This window comes from Priestia sp. JV24 (genome assembly GCF_025910025.1).
Taxonomy (GTDB): Bacteria; Bacillota; Bacilli; order Bacillales; family Bacillaceae_H; genus Priestia; species Priestia megaterium.
Genome location: NZ_JAPCIN010000009.1, coordinates 58,329 through 81,518, shown reverse-complemented (window position 1 = coordinate 81,518; position 23,190 = coordinate 58,329). Strand labels below are relative to the sequence as shown.

Annotated in this window: 26 protein-coding genes and 1 riboswitch; of the genes, 8 read left to right on the top strand and 18 right to left on the bottom strand. The window is 38.7% G+C overall.

Annotation, left to right across the window (positions count from 1 at the left end; translation table 11 throughout):
* Positions 1–22 precede the first annotated feature (22 nt).
* Positions 23–1,288 (bottom strand): hemolysin family protein, encoded by a 1,266-nt coding sequence (locus OK414_RS02650; protein ID WP_016762960.1) that lies wholly within the window; start codon positions 1,286–1,288, stop codon positions 23–25.
* Positions 1,289–1,473: 185 nt separating this feature from the next.
* Here OK414_RS02650 and OK414_RS02645 point away from each other — a divergent pair, with 185 nt between their 5' ends.
* On the top strand, positions 1,474–2,094 hold the full coding sequence (locus OK414_RS02645; RefSeq protein ID WP_263045974.1) for an NAD(P)-dependent oxidoreductase: 621 nt from the start codon (positions 1,474–1,476) through the stop codon (positions 2,092–2,094).
* Positions 2,095–2,132: 38 nt separating this feature from the next.
* Here OK414_RS02645 and OK414_RS02640 read toward each other — a convergent pair whose 3' ends face one another.
* Entirely contained in the window at positions 2,133–2,330 is a 198-nt protein-coding gene (locus OK414_RS02640; protein ID WP_016762958.1) for a hypothetical protein, read from the bottom strand.
* 181 nt (positions 2,331–2,511) lie between these two features.
* Between OK414_RS02640 and gpmA the strand changes: the two genes are divergently transcribed.
* Positions 2,512–3,237: a 2,3-diphosphoglycerate-dependent phosphoglycerate mutase gene (gene gpmA, locus OK414_RS02635; protein ID WP_013081653.1), complete on the top strand. Its 726-nt coding sequence runs from the start codon at positions 2,512–2,514 to the stop codon at positions 3,235–3,237.
* A 30-nt stretch (positions 3,238–3,267) separates the two neighbouring features.
* Here gpmA and thiD read toward each other — a convergent pair whose 3' ends face one another.
* From thiD to OK414_RS02590, 9 genes are all read right to left on the bottom strand, one after another.
* A complete protein-coding gene (thiD, locus tag OK414_RS02630) occupies positions 3,268–4,077 on the bottom strand; it encodes a bifunctional hydroxymethylpyrimidine kinase/phosphomethylpyrimidine kinase (protein ID WP_016762957.1) in 810 nt (269 codons plus the stop codon).
* 22 nt (positions 4,078–4,099) lie between these two features.
* Positions 4,100–5,119 (bottom strand): thiazole biosynthesis adenylyltransferase ThiF, encoded by a 1,020-nt coding sequence (locus OK414_RS02625; RefSeq protein ID WP_013055284.1) that lies wholly within the window; start codon positions 5,117–5,119, stop codon positions 4,100–4,102.
* Positions 5,116–5,883, bottom strand: a complete 768-nt coding sequence (locus tag OK414_RS02620; RefSeq protein ID WP_016762956.1) for a thiazole synthase — start codon at positions 5,881–5,883, stop codon at positions 5,116–5,118. Before OK414_RS02620 ends, OK414_RS02625 begins: the two co-directional genes overlap by 4 nt.
* A 5-nt stretch (positions 5,884–5,888) precedes the next feature.
* Entirely contained in the window at positions 5,889–6,092 is a 204-nt protein-coding gene (thiS, locus tag OK414_RS02615) for a sulfur carrier protein ThiS (RefSeq protein ID WP_013055282.1), read from the bottom strand.
* The gene (gene thiO, locus OK414_RS02610) at positions 6,089–7,216 is read right to left on the bottom strand and encodes a glycine oxidase ThiO (protein ID WP_263045975.1); all 1,128 of its coding nucleotides are present in this window, start codon (positions 7,214–7,216) and stop codon (positions 6,089–6,091) included. Before thiO ends, thiS begins: the two co-directional genes overlap by 4 nt.
* Entirely contained in the window at positions 7,200–7,823 is a 624-nt protein-coding gene (locus OK414_RS02605; protein WP_034655313.1) for a thiamine phosphate synthase, read from the bottom strand. Before OK414_RS02605 ends, thiO begins: the two co-directional genes overlap by 17 nt.
* 121 nt (positions 7,824–7,944) lie before the next feature.
* Positions 7,945–8,046: riboswitch (TPP riboswitch) on the bottom strand.
* 161 nt (positions 8,047–8,207) lie between these two features.
* Entirely contained in the window at positions 8,208–8,423 is a 216-nt protein-coding gene (locus OK414_RS02600) for a hypothetical protein (protein ID WP_013055279.1), read from the bottom strand.
* 47 nt (positions 8,424–8,470) lie between these two features.
* Complete coding sequence (gene crcB / locus OK414_RS02595; protein WP_028410256.1) at positions 8,471–8,860, bottom strand: fluoride efflux transporter CrcB; 390 nt, start codon at positions 8,858–8,860, stop codon at positions 8,471–8,473.
* Positions 8,861–9,277 carry a fluoride efflux transporter FluC gene (locus OK414_RS02590; protein ID WP_263045976.1) on the bottom strand — a complete coding sequence of 139 codons (417 nt, stop codon included), beginning with the start codon at positions 9,275–9,277 and terminating at the stop codon, positions 8,861–8,863.
* A gap of 324 nt (positions 9,278–9,601) precedes the next feature.
* Between OK414_RS02590 and OK414_RS02585 the strand changes: the two genes are divergently transcribed.
* The 3 genes from OK414_RS02585 to OK414_RS02575 are packed head-to-tail and all read left to right on the top strand — an operon-like array spanning position 9,602 to position 11,876.
* Positions 9,602–10,423 (top strand): amino acid ABC transporter substrate-binding protein, encoded by an 822-nt coding sequence (locus OK414_RS02585; RefSeq protein ID WP_013081647.1) that lies wholly within the window; start codon positions 9,602–9,604, stop codon positions 10,421–10,423.
* Positions 10,407–11,111: an amino acid ABC transporter permease gene (locus OK414_RS02580; RefSeq protein WP_016762949.1), complete on the top strand. Its 705-nt coding sequence runs from the start codon at positions 10,407–10,409 to the stop codon at positions 11,109–11,111. Before OK414_RS02585 ends, OK414_RS02580 begins: the two co-directional genes overlap by 17 nt.
* 30 nt (positions 11,112–11,141) lie before the next feature.
* Positions 11,142–11,876 carry an amino acid ABC transporter ATP-binding protein gene (locus tag OK414_RS02575; RefSeq protein WP_013081645.1) on the top strand — a complete coding sequence of 245 codons (735 nt, stop codon included), beginning with the start codon at positions 11,142–11,144 and terminating at the stop codon, positions 11,874–11,876.
* Positions 11,877–11,910: 34 nt separating this feature from the next.
* On the opposite strand, the gene OK414_RS02570 is transcribed toward OK414_RS02575, so the two are convergent.
* Positions 11,911–12,855, bottom strand: a complete 945-nt coding sequence (locus OK414_RS02570) for a nucleoside hydrolase (RefSeq protein WP_263045977.1) — start codon at positions 12,853–12,855, stop codon at positions 11,911–11,913.
* Between the two features lie 179 nt (positions 12,856–13,034).
* On the opposite strand from OK414_RS02570, the gene OK414_RS02565 reads away from it, so the two are divergent.
* Positions 13,035–14,030, top strand: coding sequence for an NADPH:quinone oxidoreductase family protein (locus OK414_RS02565; protein ID WP_034654537.1), 996 nt, complete (start codon positions 13,035–13,037; stop codon positions 14,028–14,030).
* A gap of 51 nt (positions 14,031–14,081) precedes the next feature.
* Here OK414_RS02565 and OK414_RS02560 read toward each other — a convergent pair whose 3' ends face one another.
* From OK414_RS02560 to OK414_RS02550, 3 genes are all read right to left on the bottom strand, one after another.
* A complete protein-coding gene (locus OK414_RS02560; protein WP_034654540.1) occupies positions 14,082–14,513 on the bottom strand; it encodes an Rrf2 family transcriptional regulator in 432 nt (143 codons plus the stop codon).
* A 66-nt stretch (positions 14,514–14,579) separates the two neighbouring features.
* Positions 14,580–14,909, bottom strand: coding sequence for an antibiotic biosynthesis monooxygenase family protein (locus OK414_RS02555; protein WP_034654541.1), 330 nt, complete (start codon positions 14,907–14,909; stop codon positions 14,580–14,582).
* Positions 14,910–15,031: 122 nt separating this feature from the next.
* Positions 15,032–16,441 carry a SpoVR family protein gene (locus OK414_RS02550; RefSeq protein WP_013081640.1) on the bottom strand — a complete coding sequence of 470 codons (1,410 nt, stop codon included), beginning with the start codon at positions 16,439–16,441 and terminating at the stop codon, positions 15,032–15,034.
* A 321-nt stretch (positions 16,442–16,762) separates the two neighbouring features.
* Between OK414_RS02550 and OK414_RS02545 the strand changes: the two genes are divergently transcribed.
* On the top strand, positions 16,763–17,014 hold the full coding sequence (locus OK414_RS02545; protein ID WP_013055267.1) for a YhdB family protein: 252 nt from the start codon (positions 16,763–16,765) through the stop codon (positions 17,012–17,014).
* Positions 17,015–17,224: 210 nt separating this feature from the next.
* The gene (locus OK414_RS02540) at positions 17,225–17,836 is read left to right on the top strand and encodes a biotin transporter BioY (RefSeq protein WP_013081638.1); all 612 of its coding nucleotides are present in this window, start codon (positions 17,225–17,227) and stop codon (positions 17,834–17,836) included.
* Between the two features lie 34 nt (positions 17,837–17,870).
* On the opposite strand, the gene OK414_RS02535 is transcribed toward OK414_RS02540, so the two are convergent.
* The 3 genes from OK414_RS02535 to glpK form a co-directional block, all read right to left on the bottom strand.
* Positions 17,871–19,625, bottom strand: coding sequence for a phospho-sugar mutase (locus OK414_RS02535; RefSeq protein WP_263045978.1), 1,755 nt, complete (start codon positions 19,623–19,625; stop codon positions 17,871–17,873).
* A 164-nt stretch (positions 19,626–19,789) separates the two neighbouring features.
* Positions 19,790–21,469 (bottom strand): glycerol-3-phosphate dehydrogenase/oxidase, encoded by a 1,680-nt coding sequence (locus OK414_RS02530; RefSeq protein ID WP_016762944.1) that lies wholly within the window; start codon positions 21,467–21,469, stop codon positions 19,790–19,792.
* Between the two features lie 186 nt (positions 21,470–21,655).
* Positions 21,656–23,146 carry a glycerol kinase GlpK gene (gene glpK / locus OK414_RS02525; protein WP_034654548.1) on the bottom strand — a complete coding sequence of 497 codons (1,491 nt, stop codon included), beginning with the start codon at positions 23,144–23,146 and terminating at the stop codon, positions 21,656–21,658.
* Positions 23,147–23,190: the final 44 nt, after the last annotated feature.

The following is a 23,190-nucleotide window of genomic DNA, read 5'->3' as shown; positions in this document are numbered from 1 at the left end:
TTGGAGCGCTTTCTAGTTTCTTTTAATCAGCTTCCTCATTCTTATTCCCAAATGATTTTACGGAAACTTTGCGAATACGTCGATTTTCTACTTCCTTAATGGTAAACAATATCTCTTCATATGAGAAAAAGTCTCCTTTAGCAGGGATATGATCAAACTGCTCATATATCCATCCCCCTAAGGTATGGCACGTACTGTCAGGAGAACTAACCGCTATATAGGTTAAAAATTCATCAATAGGGATGTCGGCGTTAAATTCGTACTCCTTTTCCCCTATCTGGTGTACATACTTAACAGCTTCATCATGTTCATCCCAAATCTCTCCTACAATTTCTTCTAATATATCCTCTAAGGTCACAAGACCGGCCGTTCCACCAAACTCATCAACTACAATTGCCATGTGCACCTTACTTTTTTGGAGCTCTGGCAATAGAACAGATATTTTCATGGATTCTACTACAAAAATAGGTTGTCTCAACAAATCACGAATAGAAATCTTTTTTCTTTGGATTAAACAGGTTAAAAATTCTCTTTCTGATAAAATGCCAATAATATTATCAATATGATCTTCATATACAGGGACTCTTGAATATCTCTCTTCAAGAAACATTTGACAAACCGAATCAATATCGGCATTTACGTCAACTGCTGTGACATCTATTCTAGGTTTTAAAATTTGCCCCACCACAATGTCATTAAAATTGAGTGAACGATGAACTAGCTCTTTTTCAATATTATTAATCGTTCCTTCTTCTTCGCTTAAATCTACCATCACTTTAATTTCATCTTCTGTAATCGTTGGTGTAGGAGCAGACGTTAACAAGTGAGAAGTTCCTTTTTTTACCTGTAAAAATAAGAAGGAAATCGGGGTTAACAATTTAATAATAATAAATAACAAGGAAGAAATCATCAGCGCAAAAGATTCGGCATGCTCTTTAGCTAACGATTTTGGCAAGACTTCACCAAAAATCAAAATGATGATGGTCATAACAATGATACTAATCACAAGTGCTAGGTTTCCTTTAAACATATCGAGGGCAATTTTAGCTGCCAAAGAGGACGCAGCAATGTTTACGACAACATTTCCTACTAAAATTGTCGATAGCGTCTGCTCAAAGTGTTCAGCAATATGCAGCGCTTTTTTACTTCCCCGATATTTTTTCTCAGCGTAATGTTTTAAACGAATTTTATTTACGCTTGAAAAGGCTGTCTCAGCAGATGAAAAGAAAGCTGATAACATAAGCAAAACGACTAGTATCATCATTTGATTCAGAGGCAAGTCTCCCAAAAGACATTCACTCTCCTATTTTTTTGATTTTTCTGTCTTTTTATCATATCAAATTTTTTTGTTGTTGAATATTTCATTCATCAACTTTGTATTACTTTATGCTACGCATGCTTTTTATTATGAATAAGTATACAGATTGTATATCCTAAAGAATAGATACTATCTTTTATAGAGGGGTGTAGCCAATGAAAATTTTACTATTAGGCTCTACAGGGCGAGTTGGACAGTCTTTATTAAAAATGATGCTAAAAGATGAAAACGACGTTACTGTACTTGTTAGAGACCGCAATAAGCTACAGGTTAGTCATCCAAACCTACATATCTTACAAGGCGATGTACTTCATCAAGAAAATATCAACTTTGCCCTCAAGCACCAAGATATCGTAGTCAGCGCGTTAAATACAGATGGTGCAGAGACGATTTCGAAAAGTATGCCGCTTATTATAAACAGCATGAAGTATTATGGCGTTCATCGTATTCTTACTACTGGAACTGCAGGCATCTTACAATCACGAACAGAACCAGAAAAGTATCGTTTTCAATCAAATGAATCAAAGCGTAAAACGACCAGAGCAGCAGAAGATCATTTAAAAGGATACTTACACTTGAAGGAAAGTGATCTAAACTGGACGGTTATATGCCCAACATACTTGCCTGAGGGTGAAATAACAGGCACGTATCGAATGGAAAAAGATATTTTACCAGCTGATGCCGTTAAAATTTCAACGGGAGATACCGCTCATTTTACCTACCATGAGATATGGGCTCAAAAATTTCCCAAATGCCGCGTTGGAATTGCTTATTAAAAAATCAGGAGAACTTTTCGTTTTCAAAACGAGAAGTTCTACATCCAGAAAATACCGATTATAGCTAATCCACCTAGAACAAAACCTCCTATTTGACCAACGAGAGCCGGTGTCAAAACAGGCTTTCCTTTTTCTTTCTCTAATGTGCTAATATCAAGCTTCATCTGATACATTTCTTCTTTTAAATCTTCAATTTGGCCGTGCAGCGCTTGAATCTGACGTTCTTGGTCACTCATCCACTATCTTCCCTTCCCTTTTTTATTTTTATCATATGCGTAAAAAAGTTAAAGCTTTACTTTTCGGCATCACTTTTTCTAAATGATAAAAACTCCTTTCCCCGGCTTTAGGATAAAAAACTCTTTCCTTCTCATAATAAAAAAGAATAGAGTCCTTAGTCACTGTTGAAAGGAGAACACGATGATAAAACTTGTGTTGATTCGGCACGGACAAAGCGTGTGGAATCTTGAAAATAAATTTACAGGCTGGACGGATGTAGATCTTTCTAAAAATGGATTGCAAGAAGCGCGAGAAGCTGGAAAAGTACTAAAGAAAAACGAATATACTTTTGATATTGCCTATACTTCTGTTTTAAAACGATCCATTCGCACTCTATGGATTGTCTTACATCAAATGGACTTCATGTGGATTCCCGTGTATAAATCTTGGAGGCTGAATGAACGGCACTACGGGGCTCTTCAAGGTTTGAACAAAGAAGAAACCGCAAAAAAATTTGGAGAAGAGCAAGTGCATTTGTGGAGAAGGTCGATGAACGAACGCCCTCCTGCTTTAGAGACAACAGATATTCGCTATGAAGCTTCCAACCCTAAGTATAAGGAATTAGCTAAGGGACAATTTCCTGTAACGGAAAACTTAGCCGATACAGAAAAGCGGGTTCTAGAATACTGGGACGAAACTATTGCTCCTTCTATTAAAGCTGGCAAAAAGGTTATTATTTCCGCTCACGGTAATACGATTAGGGCTCTGATGCAGTACTTGGATAACATTTCGCCTGATGGCATTGCGAACTTGAATATTCCTACAAGCGTGCCGCTTGTTTATGAGCTTGATGATAATTTAAAGCCCCTTAGACATTATTATTTAGGCATCGATGGAGAGATTCCTACCCATATTCCTTCTTCATAAAAAACGTGCCTAGATTGTAGGCACGTTTTTTTATATGTTTGAACGAAAGTATTTTCCATACGCCCAGTGATTAGTAGGACCGTGTCCGGAACCAATTTCAAGCGTGTGCTTAATCGCATAGTGAACAAAATCCGAGGCAGTTTGAACTGCTTCAACCACGCTTTTGCCTTTCGCTAGTTCAGCTGTGACGCAAGCAGCAAACGTGCATCCCGTTCCATGTGTATGCTTTGTATTCATCTTTTCATGTGTGATTTCAACGTACTTATGACCATCATACACTATATCAATCATATCTTGATGAGATTGATCATGTCCGCCTTTAATTACCACGTGCTTTACACCTAGCTCATGAATCTGTTTTGCCGCTTCTTTTCGGTCTTCGATCGTGTGAATTTCTTTACCCGTGATGACTTCCGCCTCCGGTATGTTCGGCGTAATGACTTCACAAAGAGGCAATAATTCTTTTAGAGCCTGTACGGCTTCTCTTTGAAGAAGAGACTGACCGCCTTTTGCAATCATAACGGGATCAACTACAACATTTTGCAGTCCGTACTGTTTGATTTTACGAGCCACTGCGTAAATAATATCAGCACTGAACAACATACCTGTCTTCACTGCATTAGGAAATAAGTCAGTGGCAATTGAATCTAACTGCGTTTCAACTGCTTCTACTTCTAAAGGATAAACTCCTTGAACGCCAACTGTATTTTGTGCGGTCACAGCTGTAATAACAGACATGCCAAAAACGTCACGCTCTTGAAATGTTTTTAAATCTGCTTGAATACCTGCTCCTCCACCGCTGTCTGATCCAGCAATGGTTAATGCTTTTGGTACTGTCATGCTTGAAACCTCCATCTCTTTCTTACCCAATATACCGATGATAAAGTGACTTTGCTTCTACTATATCGTTTGTTCCATGCACAAAGACGCGCCCATCTTGAAACATAACTAAACGGTAATCATCTACATAAAAAGAAAGCAGATACGGATTCTGTTCAATTTTATATCCTTTTTCTTTTAATCGTTCACCTAAAGACTGCAGCGGCTGCTTGGCTGATTTGCCCGGACGGATTTGTACCGTGTTTCTTCCGCATAACACAGCTGTTTTCGTTTGATTTTCATATTGTAAAAAGGGATACGTTTGTTCACTGCCGCATGAGCGGCAAGCAGATTTGCGAAACACGTTCACATTGATGCTCGTATACTCATTTTTCCATACGTCAAACGAAACAAGTTCCCTCCTGAGCGCATTCCAGTCTCCGACTAATATTTTTAACACTTCTGTTACTTGATGAGCGACTACCATTTGGACAGCAGGACTAATAATCCCCACTGTATCACATGTTAACCCTCCAAGCGGTACAGATTCAAGCAAACAGGATAAACATGGTGTTTCACTTGGTATGATAGTATAACTAATTCCATAACTTCCTACACATGCTCCGTAAATCCAAGGAATATCATATTTTTGTGATAAATCATTCATTACAAGGCGTGTGTCAAAATTATCGGTTGCATCAATCATAACATCTACCCCCTCAACAAGCTGTTCTAAAACTTGAGGGGTACCGTCTGCTACGTGCGCTTCTACTTTTACATCGTGATTAATATCGTGAAGCCGTTTTTTAGCGGCAATTGCTTTTGGAATTCTTTTATCAGCATCTTTTTCACTATACAATTGCTGCCGCTGAAGGTTGCTCCACTCTACATAGTCCCGGTCAATGAGCGTTATTTTCTTTACCCCCGCTCGCGCAAGTGCCTCCGCGTTCCCTGTTCCAAGAGCACCTGCTCCTACAATCAGAACATGCTTTTCTTGAATTTGCTGCTGTCCGCCTTTTCCAATAGGTTGAAACAATTCTTGGCGGGAATAACGATTAATCAACCGATACTCATCCCTTCTGTTGGACTGCTTGCCGTTGCATATTGTTTCTTTTCAATACGTCCTGCTTCAAATGCTGCTCGTCCTGCTTCAATCGCTAGCTTCATAGCACGAGCCATTTTCACAGGATCTTTTGCTCCTGAAACAGCTGTATTTAATAACACACCATCTGCTCCTAGCTCCATAGCTTGAGCTGCGTCTGAAGCCGTTCCAATACCTGCATCTACAATTACTGGAACAGTTGATTGTTCAATGATAAAACGCATGTTCAACGGATTAATAATACCTTGACCTGAACCGATAGGCGAAGCTCCTGGCATAATGGCATGTACGCCTAACTCCTCTAAACGACGTGCAAGTAAAACATCATCTGATGTGTAAGGTAAAACGGTAAAGCCCTCTTTTAACAGTTCTTCACTGGCTTTTAATGTTTCAACTGGATCAGGAAGCAGCGTTTTATCACATCCAATTACTTCTACTTTTACCATGTCACAAAGTCCAGAAGCCTTTGCTAATTTAGCAATACGTACGGCCTCTTCTGCATTTTTTGCTCCAGCAGTGTTAGGCAAAAGAGTGAAACGCTTCACATCAAGCGCTTCTAATAAATTAGGTTGATTTTGATCAAAAATATCCATTCGTCTCACAGCAAATGTTAAAACTTCTGTTTCTGACTCTTCTACCGCTTGACGCTGAGTCGTAAAGTCAGGAAATTTCCCTGTCCCTAATAATAAACGTGAATTAAATGTATATTGTCCAATTTTTAACATACTCTTCATCCTCCTCCGACAAATGAAACAACTTCTAATATATCGCCATCTTTTAAGCATGCATCGCTATGTTCTTCTTTTTGCAAAATGTTCTTGTTTAGCTCAACAATTACCACTCGTTCATGCAGGTTCTGAGCCTGCAACAAGTGCTCGACCGTTTCAATTTCATCTCCAAAAGTAACGGTCTTACCATTAATGATTAGATTCAATGAACTCCCTCCATTACTCTTGTTAGCTGAAATGATGTAAAAAATGAATGATTCAGCTTTTTCCCTAACAAAGCATCAGCCATAATTTTTCCAGTTGCAGCACTTAATAAAATACCGTTTCGGTAGTGGCCAAACGCCATGTGTAGATTCGCTATTTCAGGATGCTCTCCTAAATAAGGCCAGCCATCATTTGTTTGCGGACGAAGACCAGCCCATGCTTTTTCAAATGTGGCTTCTTTAATAGCTGGCAGAAGCGCCGAAGCTTTATTCAGCAAAAATTGAATACCTTGTGCAGAAACCGTCTTGGTAAAGTCATGCTGTAACTTAGTTGCCCCGATTACGATTCTTCCACCAGTCTTAGGCACTAAGTAAAAACCTTCATCTAAAAAAATCGTTTTAGAAAGCAGCGGCTTATGACTTCGAAGAGCAATACACTCCCCTTTTACGGGAAACACGTGACCTAAATGTTCAGAAGAAATAAAGCGTTTAGCCCATGAGCCTGCTGCGATAACTACTTTTTCTCCATAAAAAGAGCCTTTGGACGTCTGTACACCTTTTACTGTTTCACTTTCCATAATAAGAGAATGAACGTCACAGTATTCGAATACATCTGCTCCGTGATACAAGGCTCCATGAGCAAGAGCTTGCGTTAACTTAGCCGGAGCTAGCTGGCCGTCTCCCGGTATTGTAATGGCTCCGTATATGTCTGGAGAGAGCCCGGGTTCTAACAAACGCGCTTCTTTTACATCGATCCATCTTACATGTTCATCCCACCCGTGGTGCTGAGCGGCTTTTTTCTTTAATACGTGTGCATCTTCTTCTGTTACAGCAACTTTTAATAAGCCTTTTTGAATGAGCTCTACGTCGATGGCCGTTTTTTCTTTTAGTTCCTTCACCAGTTCAGGAAACATGCTTCTGCTCTTAATAGCAAGGTCTAAAAGAGGACCTTCTTCATCAATTTCAGCTTGAGCACCTAAAATACCAGCGGCTGCACTTGAAGCTTCACAACCAATTTGATTGCGTTCAAGAATAGCTACTGACGCTCCTTGTTTTGACAAATGATAAGCGATAGAAGAGCTGATTATACCTCCTCCGATTAACAGTACATCATAATGCTGCTTCATTTTCTCCACCTCCAGATGTCCATATATGAGAATATTGTTTAATCGCTTTGAGGGGATCTTGCGCAAGCATGACACCAGACATCACAGCTATACCGTGTGCTCCTGTTTGAAGCACCTCTTTGGCATTTACAGGTGTAATTCCTCCAATGGCAATAACCGGTATCTGCACAGCATCTACTACTTCTTTTAGTGCTGCTACCCCTCGACTTTTTAATCCTTTTTTTGAATGTGTTGAATAAATATGTCCGTATAGAATGTAGTGAGCACCATCTTTTTCAGCTTCTAAAGCCTCTTCCACAGAGTGAACTGATTTTCCGACAATAAGAGAAGGAAATGCGTCTATAACAATCGAAACGTCTAAACTATGATAAGCAAGCTGTACGCCTTTTACTTTTAAAGCATGCGCTACATCAACTCGGTCATTCACAATAATTTTAGAGCGACAAAATGGCAAGCTTTCTAGTAAACATTGAATCTGCTTTGCCGTTTTCTCTTTTTCTCTAATATGAACGGCGCCCGTAAAAGGCGCGATAGCCGTTAAAACTTTTTGAAGCTCTTCGATTGGCTGCTTATCTGTTGTAATGACATGAAATTTAGGAATATCCACATGATCGAAACCTTTCCATTCAGAATAAAGAGAAATTTCAATCACCTCATCTTGTGTAGAGGGCTTTATTACATACAAAAAACCACTCTACAACGTAGAGTGGTTAGCATGCATCGTTATGTAAACATGATCGCCACTTCCCTACGCTGGTCCAAACCAGATCAGGTTCAAAGGGTCCGAAATACATTCGTCTCAGCTTCAAAAAGCTCCCCTAGTGATTGCTATTTATTGATTTTGTTTTCGCACTTAAAATTATAACACAACTAGATGTAAATACAATATCTCTTTATGCTCTTACGGCTCTCTTCCTTTTATAGATGTATCTTTTATGCTTCTTTACTAAGTAAGAGGTCCGGCGCACCGCATCATTCTGCTTTTATATGATTAGTAATCGGTATAGTCGTCAAATTCTTCCTTGTCTTTTTCCTTTTTCCGATCCCATATAAACAGCAGGAGTAACATAATAAAAGTTAGAATATAAAAACCGTAAAAAATAAATGCCGCCACAACATTTATAAATAAAAATAAAAAACCGATGATCTGACCTGCAACAGCTACAATCAACAAAATGTATTTCCAAACTTCTGCTTTTCTATCCATTCTCTACTTCTCCGTCTTTTTGTTTTTCCCTACTAGAAACGTTCTCTTTACTTAAATAAAAATGTTCCTGCCAGTAAACCGACTGTAAATAAACCAACTGTTCCAAATGCTGAAATCCCCACGTACGCCAGCATTTTCCGATAAGATTTTTCTCGAATTAACTGTACGGTTTCCACACTGAACGTTGAAAAAGTGGTAAAGGCACCAAAAAACCCAATGCCAATCATTAAAAATATTGAATCATCATAAGCATGACTCGGAACCTTTCCATAATAACTACCGTAAAAAAGACCAAGCCCAAACGCACCGAGCAAGTTTACAAACAGCATTGATACTGGAAAAGGAGGGTTTGAAACTGTTTTTGTAACTTTTAAACCCAAAAGATAACGGCATATTCCTCCAGCTGCCCCGCCAAGTGCCAAGCTCACTATGCTCATTTACTTCACCTCATGTACTTTCACTAAATTTTTCCCTGCCGCTTCACCGCATAGATAGCCTGCTAAAGCAAGAAGGATTCCACCTACTAAAGAGACCATTACATAAATGGCTCCCCAAAATAAATGGCGCTGAGTGAGAGAAATGACGTCTCCTGCAAACGTTGAATACGTTGTAAAACCGCCGCATACGCCAACTCCTAGTCCAAGCTTTATCCATTCTTTTGGATTTTTCCACACAAAAAATCCTGTTAATAGGCCTAGTATGAAGCTTCCTAATAGGTTTTCAATTACCGTTCCTATTGGGTAGCCCGCATATAATAAGGAAAGATTCAGCAAATAACGTGCATATGTACCAGCGATAGCACCAAAGGCAATTGAGATTAAGTTTATGGCTTTCATCATATCGCTCCGTTTCATAAATTCTTCTTTAAGTGTACCATAAGGAATTTATTTCTACCTTAACATTTAACTATATGTTTATTGCACCAAAAGTCATGAAAAAATGAAAGAGAAAATCGTCGCATGAAACTTCCTTTTTACTCCTCAAATCTCCCTTAAAAATCCACTTAATCCAAATTTTAAAATCTTTCTGTATCCTTATGACAAACCGTGTATAGAAGGTATATTTCCCTTATTTTAAGTCACATTAATCGTATAAGTTTTTTTTTGTTGACTTTTGCTGTGTTCTTGTTTAGTATCACAGAGTATCATTTCCTATCAGAATACTAGGGGGTTTAGAAAATGAAGAAATTTGCTGCACTTTTGTCGCTACTATTAGCTTTCACAGTTGTGCTTGCCGCATGCGGTTCTAGCTCAAAAAATGAAGCAAACAATGGAGACAATAAATCTTCACAAGAGGATTTATATAATAAAGTGAAAAAAGATGGCGTATTAACAATTGGAACTGAAGGTACATACCCTCCGTTCACTTTTCATGATGACAAACAAAAGCTAACTGGGTTTGATGTAGAATTGGCTCAAGAAGTAGCTAAACGTCTTGGCGTAAAAGCTGAGTTCAAAGAAACACAGTGGGATGGCATGTTTGCCGGATTAGATGCTAAACGCTTTGACATGATTGCTAACGAAGTGGGTATTCGTGAAGATCGTCAAAAGAAATACGATTTCTCTGATCCATACATCCAGTCAGGCGCTGTATTAATTGTTCGTAAAGACGAAAAAGATATCAAATCATTTAAAGATTTAAAAGGAAAAAAATCAGCGCAGTCATTAACAAGTAACTACAAAGACATGGCTCAATCTTATGGTGCAAACATTACGAGTGCTGAAGGTTTTGCTCAAGCAGTAGAACTAATGAGCGCAAACCGTGTTGATGCTACAATCAACGATAAATTATCGTTCCTTGACTATAAGAAAAAGCACCCTAACGCACCTATCAAAATCGCGGATGAAAAATCCGATGGTGCTGCAAGCGGCTTTATGTTTAGAAAAGACAGCGGTAAGTTAGTGGATGAAGTAAACAAAGCATTGAAAGATATGAAAAAAGACGGAACATACGCAAAGATTTCTAAGAAATGGTTTGGCGAAGATGTTTCTCCTAAATAATATTTTTCCTGATGGAGAGCGATTGAATCAATTGATTTCAATCGCTCAATCATCTCTCTTACCAATGCTAAAGGGAGCTATTCAATATTCTATTCCACTAACATTAATCACGTTTGTACTCGGTATCATTTTAGCTGTCTTAACAGCCTTGGCTCGTTTATCATCTATAAAAGTTTTAAACATAATTGCGCGCATCTATGTATCGATTATTCGAGGTACACCGCTGCTTGTGCAATTATTTATTATTTTCTACGGCTTACCCAATTTAGATATAACAATTGACCCATTTATCTCTGCTGTTATTGGATTTTCATTAAGTGTAGGTGCGTATGCATCTGAAATTATCCGAGCAGCGATTCAATCTATTCCTAAAGGACAGTGGGAAGCTGGTTACTCACTTGGTATGACCTATTCCCAAGCGTTAAGACGGATTATTTTACCGCAAGCAGCACGTGTATCGATTCCGCCATTATCTAACTCTTTTATTAGCCTTATTAAAGATACGTCACTTGCATCGCTTATTCTTGTTTCTGAGATGTTCCGTAAAGCTCAAGAAATTGCTTCGACTAACTATGAATTTTTACTTCTTTATAGTGAAGCAGCGCTCTTGTACTGGATTATGTGTACAATCTTATCCATTATTCAAGGACGCATTGAAATAAGACTAGATCGTTACGTATCTAAATAACCGTTTCGAGTAGCTAAAGGAGTTTTTTATATGATTAATATCAAAAATTTGCATAAATCATTCGGTGATTTGCAAGTATTAAAAGGGATTGATTTAGAAGTTGAACAGGGCAAGGTAATTGTATTAATCGGTCCTTCCGGATCGGGTAAAACTACTTTTTTACGTTGCTTAAACCTTTTAGAAATCCCAACAGACGGCACGATTGAACTTGATAAAAAAAGCATGAATTTCACCAAGCCTGTTCGTAAAAAAGACATTACTTCATTTCGAAGTCTAACAGGTATGGTCTTTCAAAACTATAACTTGTTTCCTCATAAAAGTGCGCTTGAAAATGTTATGGAAGGGCCTGTAATTGTAAAAGGTGTTTCCACTCAAGAAGCAGAAAAAAGAGGGAAAGAATTATTAACACGAGTTGGCTTAGGAGATAAGCTCGACTTTTATCCTTTCCAGCTGTCTGGCGGACAACAACAGCGTGTTGGCATCGCCAGAGCAATGGCGATGGACCCAAAAGTTATGCTGTTTGATGAGCCTACTTCAGCTCTTGATCCTGAGCTTGTAGGAGACGTTCTTCAAGCGATGAAAGACTTGGCAAAAGAAGGAATGACGATGGTGGTGGTAACTCACGAAATGCGCTTTGCCCGTGAAGTAGCAGATGAAGTTATTTTTATGGACCAAGGCGTCATTATGGAAAGAGGTACACCGGATCAAATATTTTCAAATCCTCAGCAAGAGCGGACACGTCAGTTCTTGAATATGATTCATTAAAAAGGTTGCACACTTTCATGTGCAACCTTTTTCTTTATTTGGCTACTGCTTTTTTCATTAAATCTGTAATGCACGTAAAGAATGCTTCAGCTGTGACATCATATACGACATCTACAGGTCGCCCTTCTTCAGAAATTTCTGTTCTTCCTTGGCTTGGTGTTTCTGTATGCACAATACTCGAAACCGTTTTCACCTTCACAAGCGTTGAATTCCCTGTAAATGCTGTTGTGAGTACATCCCACAAATAATATGTTGAATTGGTTTCAACATGCACAAGCGGCGGGCAGGCCGCGTAGCACTGCCCTACAAAGTCTACTCCTTCATATCTTCGAAGTGAAGCCCACATTTGACGAATAGCCGGTGTTAAAGGAACTTGATTCGTGCTTTCTAAAGCAACCATCTCAATTTTAATTTTGCTTTCCCATACTTTCGCTACTGCTTCTGGATCCCAAAAAGCATTCCACTCCGCCGTTCCATCGTGTTCGGGCTCTTGCACGTTTCCTACCTCTTGAAATGTACCGCCCATCCATACTAACTTGTCAATTTTCTCTTCTATTTCCGGCATTTTTTCCAATGCTCTTGCTAAATCTGTTAACGGTCCTGTAAACAATAAAGTTGTTTTCCCGGCTGTGTGCTGCAATGTCTCGATTAAATGATCATGGGCAGGGAGCTGACTTATTTTTGTTTGTACTTCCCCTTTTTCATTTAAAATCGGCAGTGCATCTACATAAAACGTATGCATGCGCCACTCCTTTGGAAATGGATTCATACCGCGTGAAGTAGATTTAGCGACCTCGATATCATAACTTCCAAAACGATCAATAATCTTTTGGCTTGCGCTGATACCTGGCTCTAGATATCCGTCAGCGGGAATGACAGATACTCCCGTTACTTTTACATCATCCATTTGCAGCAGTAAAAAAAGCGATACTAAATCATCGATGCCTGCATCATGGTTAAAATATACATTCGTGCTCATTTCCCTTCTCCTCTTTTCTATGTATTGCTAACTAATAGCTATACCGCTATTTTATAATGAAATGATCTCTTTCGTAATCAAATTATTAGGAACTTCTTTTACTATTTTCTATAATGGGTATAGAAATAAGGTAATCTATGTATAGATGTATACATCCCAGTATAGAAAGGAGAAATAAAATGGAGCAATCATTTTCAGCATTAATAGTAGATAAAAAAAGTGAAGACCAAGTGGAGGCGTCCGTCCAAAAACTGACGCTAAACGATTTGCCAGAAGGCGATGTACTTATTCGCGTTCATTATTCAGGAGTGAATTATAAAGATAGCTTAGCCAGCATCGCAAACGGCAATATTGTGACAAGCTACCCATTTGTCCCAGGAATCGACCTAGCAGGCGTCGTTGTATCTTCTGACAGCCCTGATTTTAAAGAAGGTGATCATGTCATCGCAACAAGCTATGACATTGGCGTATCACACTTTGGAGGCTATAGTGAGTATGCGCGCATACGCAGCGAATGGATTGTCCCTCTCCCTGAAAATTTAACGTTAAAAGAAGCAATGATTATCGGAACAGCTGGCTTTACAGCTGCTTTATCTGTGCATCGCTTAGAGGAAAACCATACTAGTCCATCTAATGGCTCTGTGCTTGTAACAGGCGCTACGGGAGGTGTAGGAAGCTTTGCGGTTGCCATTCTTTCAAAATTAGGCTACACAGTGGAAGCAAGTACGGGAAAAAGCTCGGAAGCAGCTTATTTGAAAAAGCTTGGCGCTTCCTCTATTGTAGCGCGTGAAGACGTTTTTAACGGCAAATTAAAAGCATTAGGCAAGCAAAAATGGGCCGCTGCGGTGGATCCTGTAGGCGGAGAGCCTCTAGCTTCTGTTCTCAGTCAAATTCAGTACGGAGGCTCTGTAGCTGTCAGCGGGCTAACAGCTGGAGGCAAAGTGCCTACAACCGTCTTTCCCTTCATTTTAAGAGGGATTAATTTATTAGGTATCGATTCTGTTTACTGTCCAATGCCTACTCGAAAAGAGATTTGGAATAGACTCGCTAATGACTTTAAGCCTGAAAGCTTCGAACCTTTCATTCAGCAGGAAATTTCACTACAACAGCTCCCTGAGGTACTTCCGACTTTATTAAAAGAACAAGCTCGGGGACGAACAATTGTGAAGCTATAAAAAAACGGAGAAACCTAGGTTTCTCCGTTTTTTACGAACAGAAGCATGTTATTATGCATCTATTTTTACTATTAAATCCGTCACTAATTCTTTCATGGTCACATCAGCTAAGACTTGTTCCATGGCATCTTGAGAACGTTTTAAAATCAATTCAAGGACACTTTGAATATTGGCTCCTACAGGACACTCCACATTCGGATTTTCATGCATTTGAAACAATTCTCCTTCTTCCACTGCCGCCACCGCTCGATAAACGTCTAACAACGTTATCTCCTCTAGATCTTTCAATAGATAAGCTCCGCCAGCTCCGGCTTTTACACCCACGAGTCCAGCTTTCTTTAACATCCCAATTACTCGTCTTATAACAACAGGATTTGTATTTACACTGCTAGCAATCCACTCTGAAGTACTAGGATGACTGCTATCTAATTTAATTAAAGATAGTATGTGAACGGCCACGGTGAATCGACTGCTAATTTTCATTGCTCTCACTCCTATTTTGTTGTAATCATTATAGTTACAACATTTATGAAAGTCAAGCATGCTTTTTTAGGAAAGAATGTCCTCTTCTACCGCCTCATAAAAGCGCAGCGTTTTCTTGATTTCCATAGCTTCAGTACATGCTTTCGTTTTCTTTTTATTCGCTTCTTTATGTTCGTTCACATGTTCTTCTCTTGAGATCCACGCTTGAAAGAACTGCTTGTCTTCCCACTTGGATACAAAGACATATTCAACTTTATCTGCGGAATCTTTTTTCCAGCATTCGAACGATAAATTTCCTTTGGCTGCCTCAATTTCTATTTTGTTTTTCTTAGCTTTTTGCTTGAGCTGTTCTTCAAATTTCTTTTCTGTTTCAAAAGTTGCGTTTACAACAAACATCTTATCTTCCTTTCTAAATGAAAGTAATTCTCATTCGATTATTGCATAGTAATTTTATTTTTTCAATTTATATGGATAAGTTACAGAAGCCCAAAAAGACCGCTGTTTAAGCGGTCTTCTTTTTACAAATGTTTTCTATGCACTGTTTTTCCATCATACGTAAAGGCGATTGGCTTGCCTTCCATTATCGTTTCTAAATGAACGGGGCGGCCCCAAAGCTGATGAACGTACGGTACCACTTTTTCTAAGTATTTGACATCTAATTCAATTCCTTCATACCAGTGTTTTAAATAGAGCTCGCCATTTTTTAAATAGTCTCCATTGGTTACTGTGATATAAGGAAATCCGCCGTTTACGCGCATATTAACAAGCTGATCTCTAACTTCTGTCCACTCTTTGTCGACGATTTTATAGTCTTTTCCTTGTTTTTGGAATAAGTACATATCCTCCCGCATGACTAAATCTTTTGTTAAGTAATTGCGAATAAAGGAAATATCTGATTCAACCTCACGTACCTCAAACATCTTCTCTCTTCCTGAACCCGGCTCCACGCCCCGGCGAATCATATCTTCTGTTGGATTATTGTAGCGTTCTTCAATGTCTTCAAAGATTTTTAAACCTAAATAATATGGATTGATTCCCGTCTTAGACGGCTGCACAACCCCTGCATTTAGCTTGGCGAATTCTATCGCTTCATCACTCGTTAAGTCCATTTCTCGAATAATGCGCTGATGCCAGAAAGAAGCCCAGCCTTCATTCATAATTTTTGTTTCAAGCTGCGGCCAGAAATAAAGCATTTCTTCTCGCATCATCGTTAAAATATCTCGCTGCCAATCCTCTAAATAAGGGCTGTATTCTTCGATAAATAATAAGATGTCTTTTTCAGGCTGAGGCGGAAATTTTTTAAAAGACTTTGGAGGTTTTGGTTTTTTCTTTTCTTTATAATCCAAATTCCATAAATCATCGTAAGGAGAAATGATTTCTTCTTCCGATGATTCTACATCATCTATGCTCCAAGAAAGCTTGGCACGCATAAGGGACGGATCAATATGTTCCTGAATCGATAGAACAGCATCCAAAAATTTTTCTACTTCACGCTTACCGTGCTTTACTTCGTATTCTTTAATTCGATCAGCGGTCGCTGCCATACTTTCTACCATATCCCGTTTAGTGTTGGCAAAACGGCTGTTATTTTTAAAGAAGTCACAGTGGGCTAACACGTGAGCTACAATTAATTTATTCTGAATAAGCGCATTGGAATCCAATAAAAATGCATAACAAGGATCTGAATTGATAACTAATTCATAAATTTTACTCAATCCAAGATCGTAGTGTAATTTCATTTTGTAAAATTGTTTTCCAAAGCTCCAATGTGAAAAACGAGTTGGCATCCCATATGCACCAAACGTATAAATAATATCTGCCGGGCAAATTTCATAGCGCATCGGATAAAAATCTAAGCCGAAACCGCTAGCTATTTCCGTAATTTCATCAATCGCACGGTATAATTGCTTATAATCTGCTTCTTTCACGACAGCTCCCCCTTTCACTCCTTACTTCAATCTATGTACAAACATGTCAATTCATGTGTTTTCATCAAAAAGAAGCTTTATTTTTTCAAGAAAAGGGGATTTTTATTTAGTTGTCTTAAATAATGGATGTAATATAACTGTTATACTGCATCATTCTTTGCCTTTCTTATCATTTATCCGGTCTTGTACGTTTATTCTTCTTGCATAATGACTACAACCTCTTTTAATTATGCACTGGTCTTTTGCCCAACATTTACAGCGTAAGAATTCCCGCAAATATCATACACTAATTTCAACTCCTCAAAAGGAGGAACGTTATTAATGGATGTAATTGATTATGATCGCGCTTTATATTACACACACCGTTCACAATGGGATAACTTATTAATTTTAATGGTTCGAACAGACGACGATTTTCTTTCAAAAAAGATTGAACATTTTTTGCACGCCTACAATTTTGAACGAAACTACCGCATCATTCAAGAAGAGCTTTATTCTTTACTACGCTACATTGATCATGCAACGGAATATTCGGAGCACAACCCGGAGCTTCTGGAAGAATCATTGTACTAGTATTTTTGATACACACACTTGGACAAAGAAGGGATGAATTCCCTTCTTTATTTTTTTATGTTGCACTAAAAATATGCATACTTTATTTCAAAAAACATCAAATGATATATGTAAACATATTTATTTTTATCGTTGACATAAAAGTGAATTCGACGTACAATTTTCAGTACATACGCTAAGATATTTCAGTACATACTGGGAGGAACATATATGAGTACTAATAAAAGGTTTCGCACATTAGATTTAACGCTAGCCGGTATGTTTGCGGCTCTTATGGCTATTGGTGCAAACATTACTTCTTGGGCACCTTTTTTACAAGTAGGCGGCGTGCCTCTTTCACTTCAGCCTTTTTTTGTTATATTAGCAGGACTTTTACTTGGGAGCAGAATGGGTTCTATTTCGATGATTGTATACGTATTAATTGGCATTGCCGGCGCCCCGGTATTTGCTCAATTTAAAGCAGGAATTGGTATTTTATTTGGAAGCACCGGCGGCTTTTTGCTTTCTTATATCATAGCAGCATTTATCACAGGAAAAATTATGGAGATGCGCGGCAAGCCAACTTTTTCTATCTTTTTAATTTCATCACTAGTTGGTATTGCCGTTATTTATTTAATAGGTACTACGTATATGTATGTAGCGGTTAATTACTGGCTTGAAGCTCCTGCAATGACATATGCAGCCGCTTGGAAGATTATGTCGTGGTTTGCGGTAAAGGATCTTATTTTTACTGTTCTTGGGGCTATGCTTGCTCCGAAAATTTATAAAGCCCTACGATCTTCTTCGTATTTGTCAAATACGCAATCAAATAAAGTATCATAAAAGAAGCCTGCTCAAGTTTGAGCAGGCTTTACTTTTATACCGTTTTCACTTTATCTAATACACGTTCTACTTCACCCATTACAGCTGTTTGTACAGCTTCTAAATGAGCAATGCTTGTTGCCTCATCTTCTGAAACGACGCCAAAATAGAACTTCACCTTTGGCTCTGTACCAGACGGACGAAGGCAAAACCAAGAACCGTCTTCTAAGATATATTTTAATACATTTGATTTTGGTAATGTAATTTCTTCTACTTTTCCTGCTTTAATATGCTGACGCTCACTTAATGTATAATCCTCTACAACCGAAACATTTAATCCTGCAATGTCAGTAGGAGGTTCATTTCTAAATGTAGCCAAAATATGCTGAATTTGCTCAGATCCTTCTTTTCCTTTAAGCGTTAAAGATTTCAGACCTTCACGATAGAAACCATATTTAGTAAACACTTGCTGTAGCGCTTCATATAGCGTCATGCCCTGCTTTTTATAATAAGCACAAGCTTCTACTGCTAGAATGGCTGCTTGTACAGCGTCTTTGTCACGAGCAAAGTCACCAATTAAATAGCCGTAGCTTTCTTCATAACCGAATTGGAATGTATACTCGCCCGTTTGCTCATATTGCTTAATTTTTTCACCGATAAATTTAAAACCTGTTAGAGTGTCAACAACTTGCAGTCCAAATGAACGAGCAATTTGTGCGCCAATTTCTGACGTTACAATCGTTTTTAACACAACACCATTAGCAGGCAGCACGCCTTTTTCTTTCTTTTGAGAAAGCAAATAGTGAAGCAATAAAGCACCCGTTTGGTTTCCTGTTAATAACGCATATTCGCCGCTTGGATCTTTGACAGCAATTCCTAAGCGGTCTGCATCTGGATCCGTTGCGATTAAGATATCTGCATCAATTTCTTTACCTTTACGAACAGCATATTCAAATGCAGCCGGTTCTTCAGGATTCGGAGATTTAACCGTCGAGAAATTTGGATCAGGAAGTTCTTGTTCTTCAATCACCGTGACATTTTCGTAACCGATGGATTGAAGCGCGTTGCGAACTGGCTTATTAGCTGTACCATGTAGAGGTGTAAAAACCACTTTTAAATCTTTACCTGTTTCAGAAGCTAGCTCTGGATTAATTAAAATCGTTTTTAGTTTCTCATTGTATGCTTCGTCAATCGCTGAACCAATCATTTCAATAAGACCTTTTTCTTTTAGCTCCGCTTCAGATTGAACAGCTAATGTAAGTTCATTTTCCACAGCATTTACAAAGCCAACTAGTTCATCAGCTTCTTTTGGCGGCAGCTGACCACCGTCTGGACCATATACTTTGTATCCGTTATATTCAGGAGGATTGTGGCTCGCTGTAATAACAATACCTCCAAATGCGTTTAACTTACGCACTGCAAATGAAAGTTCAGGTGTTGGTCTTAGCTCTTCAAATACATACGTTTTAATTCCGTGACTTGCTAATGTTTTTGCTGCTTCCATTGCAAATTCAGGCGATTTGTGGCGAGAATCATACGCAATGACTACTCCTTGGTTAATAGCTTCTTCACCAGCTTGTTTAATGTACTCAGCAAAGCCCTCGGAAGCTTTTCGGATTGTATACGTGTTCATACGGTTTGTACCCGCTCCAATTTCCCCACGCATTCCGCCTGTTCCAAACTCCAACGTTTTGTAAAAACTATCTTCTAATTGTTTTTCATCACCTTTGATTGCGTCTAAATTTTGACGTAATTCAGGATCTAAATTTTGATAATTAATCCAAGATGTATACGTTTCTTTCCAACTCATAAAAAAAGCCCCCTTATATAGATGTAAATATGTATGAAAAGAGAAAAACGAGTAATCGTCTTTCTCTTTTTTTAACAGTCATATTATATTTCTTCGTCAAAATTTGACTTCCTGCTATTATATTATGGCTGTATTGACAAATTTTGAGGTACTTTTTTATTTTATCATGAAATACCTGTCATACGGTTAACTTTTTCATCTACTGGTACAACTGCGTCATGAAGGTGCTGTTCTAATTCATCCGTATAAGCTTTTGTTTGCTCAGGCGTCCACTTTAACTCTTCGGCCATATGAGCAATCACTTGTTTTTTCCAGCTTCTTACCCAGTTGATATCAAAGAATAAAGCGCCCGTACGTCTAATGAAGAAGTCCACTGGTTTTGAAACCATTTCTTCTTCTATGCCATATTGAATTTGCAAAAATACACTAGCTGGAAGGTCGCTGTTTTTTAGCTGATCAGGACGTTCAATCATGTAGCGGTATACTTTATCTACGTTTGAGCCATAGCGTTTTACAAGCTTTTCAGCAGCGTCACGTGATAACCCTAGTTTGATGCCTTCTTTGACTTTTTGCTCTACAAACGTTGGGAACCCACCTGAACCGCCTACATTACCTCCAGAAATCGGTAAATGTTTAGTTTGACAGCTTTCAAATTCGCGTCCTTCTGCTTTAAAATCTTCAGCTACACGATTTACGACAATTTCAGCCATTTTACGATACCCAGTTAATTTCCCTCCAGCGATTGTAATTAAACCTGATTCTGATGTCCAGATTTCATCTTTACGCGAGATTTCAGAAGGATCTTTTCCTTGTTCGTGAATAAGTGGACGAACCCCCGCCCAGCTTGATTCTACGTCGTCTACTGTAATATCAACCGTTGGGAACATATAGTTAATCGCATCAATAACATATTGACGGTCTTTTACAGTCATACGCGGATGTCTAGCGTCCTCTTTATAGACCGTGTCCGTTGTGCCTACGTATGTTTTTCCATCACGCGGAATCGCAAATACCATACGTCCATCAGGTGTATCAAAATAAATGGCTTGCTTTAACGGAAAGCGCTCTTGATCAATAACTAAGTGAATCCCTTTTGTTAATTGAAGCTGCTTGCCTTTTTTTGAATTATCTTTTTCACGCAGCGTGTCCACCCATGGACCTGCAGCGTTAACGATTTTTTTCGCATAGATATTATATTCTTTATTCGTAAGCTGATCACGAACAACAGCCCCTACTACTTTTCCTTTATCGTAGATGAAGTTTTCCACTTTTGTGTAATTGACTAAGTCTGCTCCTCTTGCTGCAGCTTCTTTAGCTACTTCAATCGTTAAACGTGCATCATCTGTTTTATATTCAACGTAGTAACCGCCGCCTTTTAAATCTTTAGATTTCACCAATGGCTCACGGCTAAGAGTTTCTTCTGCGCTAAACATTTTGCGGCGCTCTGAGCGTTTTACACCAGCTAAAAAATCATATACGCGCAGTCCAATTGAAGTTGAGAATTTACCGAATGTTCCACCCGTATGGAAAGGTAACAGCATCCACTCCGGAGTCGTTACATGAGGGCCATTTTCATATACGATGGCACGTTCTTTACCAACTTCGGCTACCATTTTAACTTCAAACTGTTTTAAATAGCGTAGACCGCCGTGAACAAGCTTCGTTGAACGACTAGATGTTCCTGCTGCGAAATCCTGCATTTCAACTAATGCTGTTTTCATGCCTCGATGAGTCGCATCAAGTGCAATACCTGACCCAGTAATTCCCCCACCAATTACTAGTAAATCATATTGATTTTGTGTCATGTCTACCAATTTATTCGAACGTGTTTGACTTGAAAACATACGTCATTCCCCTTTCATTTTTTAAAGATATCAAAATTTCCCAATATACAAAAAGAGAGACCACAAATCACATATATAGTATGCCTACATATGGATCTGTGGTCTCTCCGATTCTCCAACCAATTTATTAACTTGAGTAAATTATATCATACATGCACTTTTAATTAAAGGGTTTTCATCAAATAATTATTTAAAAGCCATTGTTGCATGTACGGCTTTTTTCCAGCCGCTATATAATTCTTCACGCTTTTCTTCTTCCATATTTGGTTCAAAAGATTTTTCCATATTCCACTGCTGCGCAATTTCATCGCAATCTTTCCAGTAGCCGACCGCAAGACCCGCTAAATATGCTGCCCCAAGAGCGGTTGTTTCATTCACTTGAGGACGCTCAACCGGAACGTTTAACACATCACTTTGGAACTGCATTAAGAAATTATTCTTAACTGCTCCTCCGTCCACACGCAATGTTTTTAATGTAATTCCAGAGTCCGCTTCCATCGCGCTTAATACATCTCTTGTTTGATAAGCTAATGATTCAAGCGTTGCACGAATAAAGTGTTCTTTTTTTGTACCGCGAGTTAATCCAAACATCGCCCCCCGTACATCGCTATCCCAATATGGCGTTCCAAGTCCTACGAAAGCTGGCACAATATATACGCCGTCTGTAGACTCTACGCGCGTTGCATAGTTTTCAGTTTCAGCCGCATTTTTAAACATTCTTAAACCGTCGCGAAGCCACTGAATAGCAGATCCTGCTACAAAAATACTGCCTTCAAGCGCATATTCTACTTTGCCGTTAATCCCCCATGCTAATGTAGTTAACAAACCGTGATCGGACTTAACTGCTTTTTCACCCGTATTCATGAGCATAAAGCAGCCTGTTCCATACGTGTTTTTCGCCATTCCTTTTTCATAGCACGCTTGTCCAAATAAAGCGGCTTGCTGATCCCCTGCTGCTCCAGCAATTGGAATATTTTTACCAAAGAAATGATAATCTACTGTATGAGCGTAGACTTCAGAAGAAGGCTTTACTTCTGGAAGCATGGATTTCGGTACCCCTAAGATATCTAGCAGTTCATCATCCCATTTTAAATCGTAGATATTGAACATAAGCGTGCGGGATGCGTTTGAGTAATCCGTTACATGCGCCTTTCCGCCTGATAGCTTCCAAATTAACCATGTATCAATTGTTCCGAATAACAATTCACCGTTTTCTGCTTTTTCACGTGCACCTTCTACGTTATCTAAAATCCACTTCACTTTTGTTCCAGAGAAGTATGCATCAATTAATAATCCCGTTTTGTCGCGGAACGTATCATTTAATCCTTTTGCTTTTAATTCTTCACAAATACCAGACGTTTGTCTAGACTGCCATACAATTGCGTTGTACACCGGCTTCCCTGTTGCTTTTTCCCATACTACTGCTGTTTCACGCTGATTGGTAATCCCAATTCCTTCGATTTGATCCGCATGAACACCTGACTCAGATAAACAAGATGCGATAACTGCTAGGATAGAACCCCAAATTTCACTTGCATTATGCTCTACCCAACCTGGTTTTGGAAAGTACTGTGTAAACTCTTTTTGAGCTACATGTACAACTTCACCTTTTTTATTAAATAACATTGCTCGTGAGCTTGTTGTTCCTTGGTCTAAAGATAAAATAAATTTTTCCATATCAATATCCCCTATTCTCTGTATAGTGTCGTTTCTTTATTGTA

Bases quoted from the DNA above. Each gene is read 5' to 3' on its own strand.
- OK414_RS02645 (WP_263045974.1), top strand. From the start codon at position 1,474: ATGAAAATTTTACTATTAGGCTCTACAGGGCGAGTTGGACAGTCTTTA.
- OK414_RS02640 (WP_016762958.1), bottom strand. From the start codon at position 2,330: ATGAGTGACCAAGAACGTCAGATTCAAGCGCTGCACGGCCAAATTGAA.
- gpmA (WP_013081653.1), top strand. From the start codon at position 2,512: ATGATAAAACTTGTGTTGATTCGGCACGGACAAAGCGTGTGGAATCTT.
- thiD (WP_016762957.1), bottom strand. From the start codon at position 4,077: ATGACAGTACCAAAAGCATTAACCATTGCTGGATCAGACAGCGGTGGA.
- OK414_RS02620 (WP_016762956.1), bottom strand. From the start codon at position 5,883: ATGTTAAAAATTGGACAATATACATTTAATTCACGTTTATTATTAGGG.
- thiO (WP_263045975.1), bottom strand. From the start codon at position 7,216: ATGAAGCAGCATTATGATGTACTGTTAATCGGAGGAGGTATAATCAGC.
- OK414_RS02600 (WP_013055279.1), bottom strand. From the start codon at position 8,423: ATGGATAGAAAAGCAGAAGTTTGGAAATACATTTTGTTGATTGTAGCT.
- crcB (WP_028410256.1), bottom strand. From the start codon at position 8,860: ATGAGCATAGTGAGCTTGGCACTTGGCGGGGCAGCTGGAGGAATATGC.
- OK414_RS02590 (WP_263045976.1), bottom strand. From the start codon at position 9,277: ATGAAACGGAGCGATATGATGAAAGCCATAAACTTAATCTCAATTGCC.
- OK414_RS02585 (WP_013081647.1), top strand. From the start codon at position 9,602: ATGAAGAAATTTGCTGCACTTTTGTCGCTACTATTAGCTTTCACAGTT.
- OK414_RS02580 (WP_016762949.1), top strand. From the start codon at position 10,407: ATGTTTCTCCTAAATAATATTTTTCCTGATGGAGAGCGATTGAATCAA.
- OK414_RS02575 (WP_013081645.1), top strand. From the start codon at position 11,142: ATGATTAATATCAAAAATTTGCATAAATCATTCGGTGATTTGCAAGTA.
- OK414_RS02570 (WP_263045977.1), bottom strand. From the start codon at position 12,855: ATGAGCACGAATGTATATTTTAACCATGATGCAGGCATCGATGATTTA.
- OK414_RS02565 (WP_034654537.1), top strand. From the start codon at position 13,035: ATGGAGCAATCATTTTCAGCATTAATAGTAGATAAAAAAAGTGAAGAC.
- OK414_RS02560 (WP_034654540.1), bottom strand. From the start codon at position 14,513: ATGAAAATTAGCAGTCGATTCACCGTGGCCGTTCACATACTATCTTTA.
- OK414_RS02555 (WP_034654541.1), bottom strand. From the start codon at position 14,909: ATGTTTGTTGTAAACGCAACTTTTGAAACAGAAAAGAAATTTGAAGAA.
- OK414_RS02545 (WP_013055267.1), top strand. From the start codon at position 16,763: ATGGATGTAATTGATTATGATCGCGCTTTATATTACACACACCGTTCA.
- OK414_RS02540 (WP_013081638.1), top strand. From the start codon at position 17,225: ATGAGTACTAATAAAAGGTTTCGCACATTAGATTTAACGCTAGCCGGT.
- OK414_RS02535 (WP_263045978.1), bottom strand. From the start codon at position 19,625: ATGAGTTGGAAAGAAACGTATACATCTTGGATTAATTATCAAAATTTA.
- OK414_RS02530 (WP_016762944.1), bottom strand. From the start codon at position 21,469: ATGTTTTCAAGTCAAACACGTTCGAATAAATTGGTAGACATGACACAA.
- glpK (WP_034654548.1), bottom strand. From the start codon at position 23,146: ATGGAAAAATTTATTTTATCTTTAGACCAAGGAACAACAAGCTCACGA.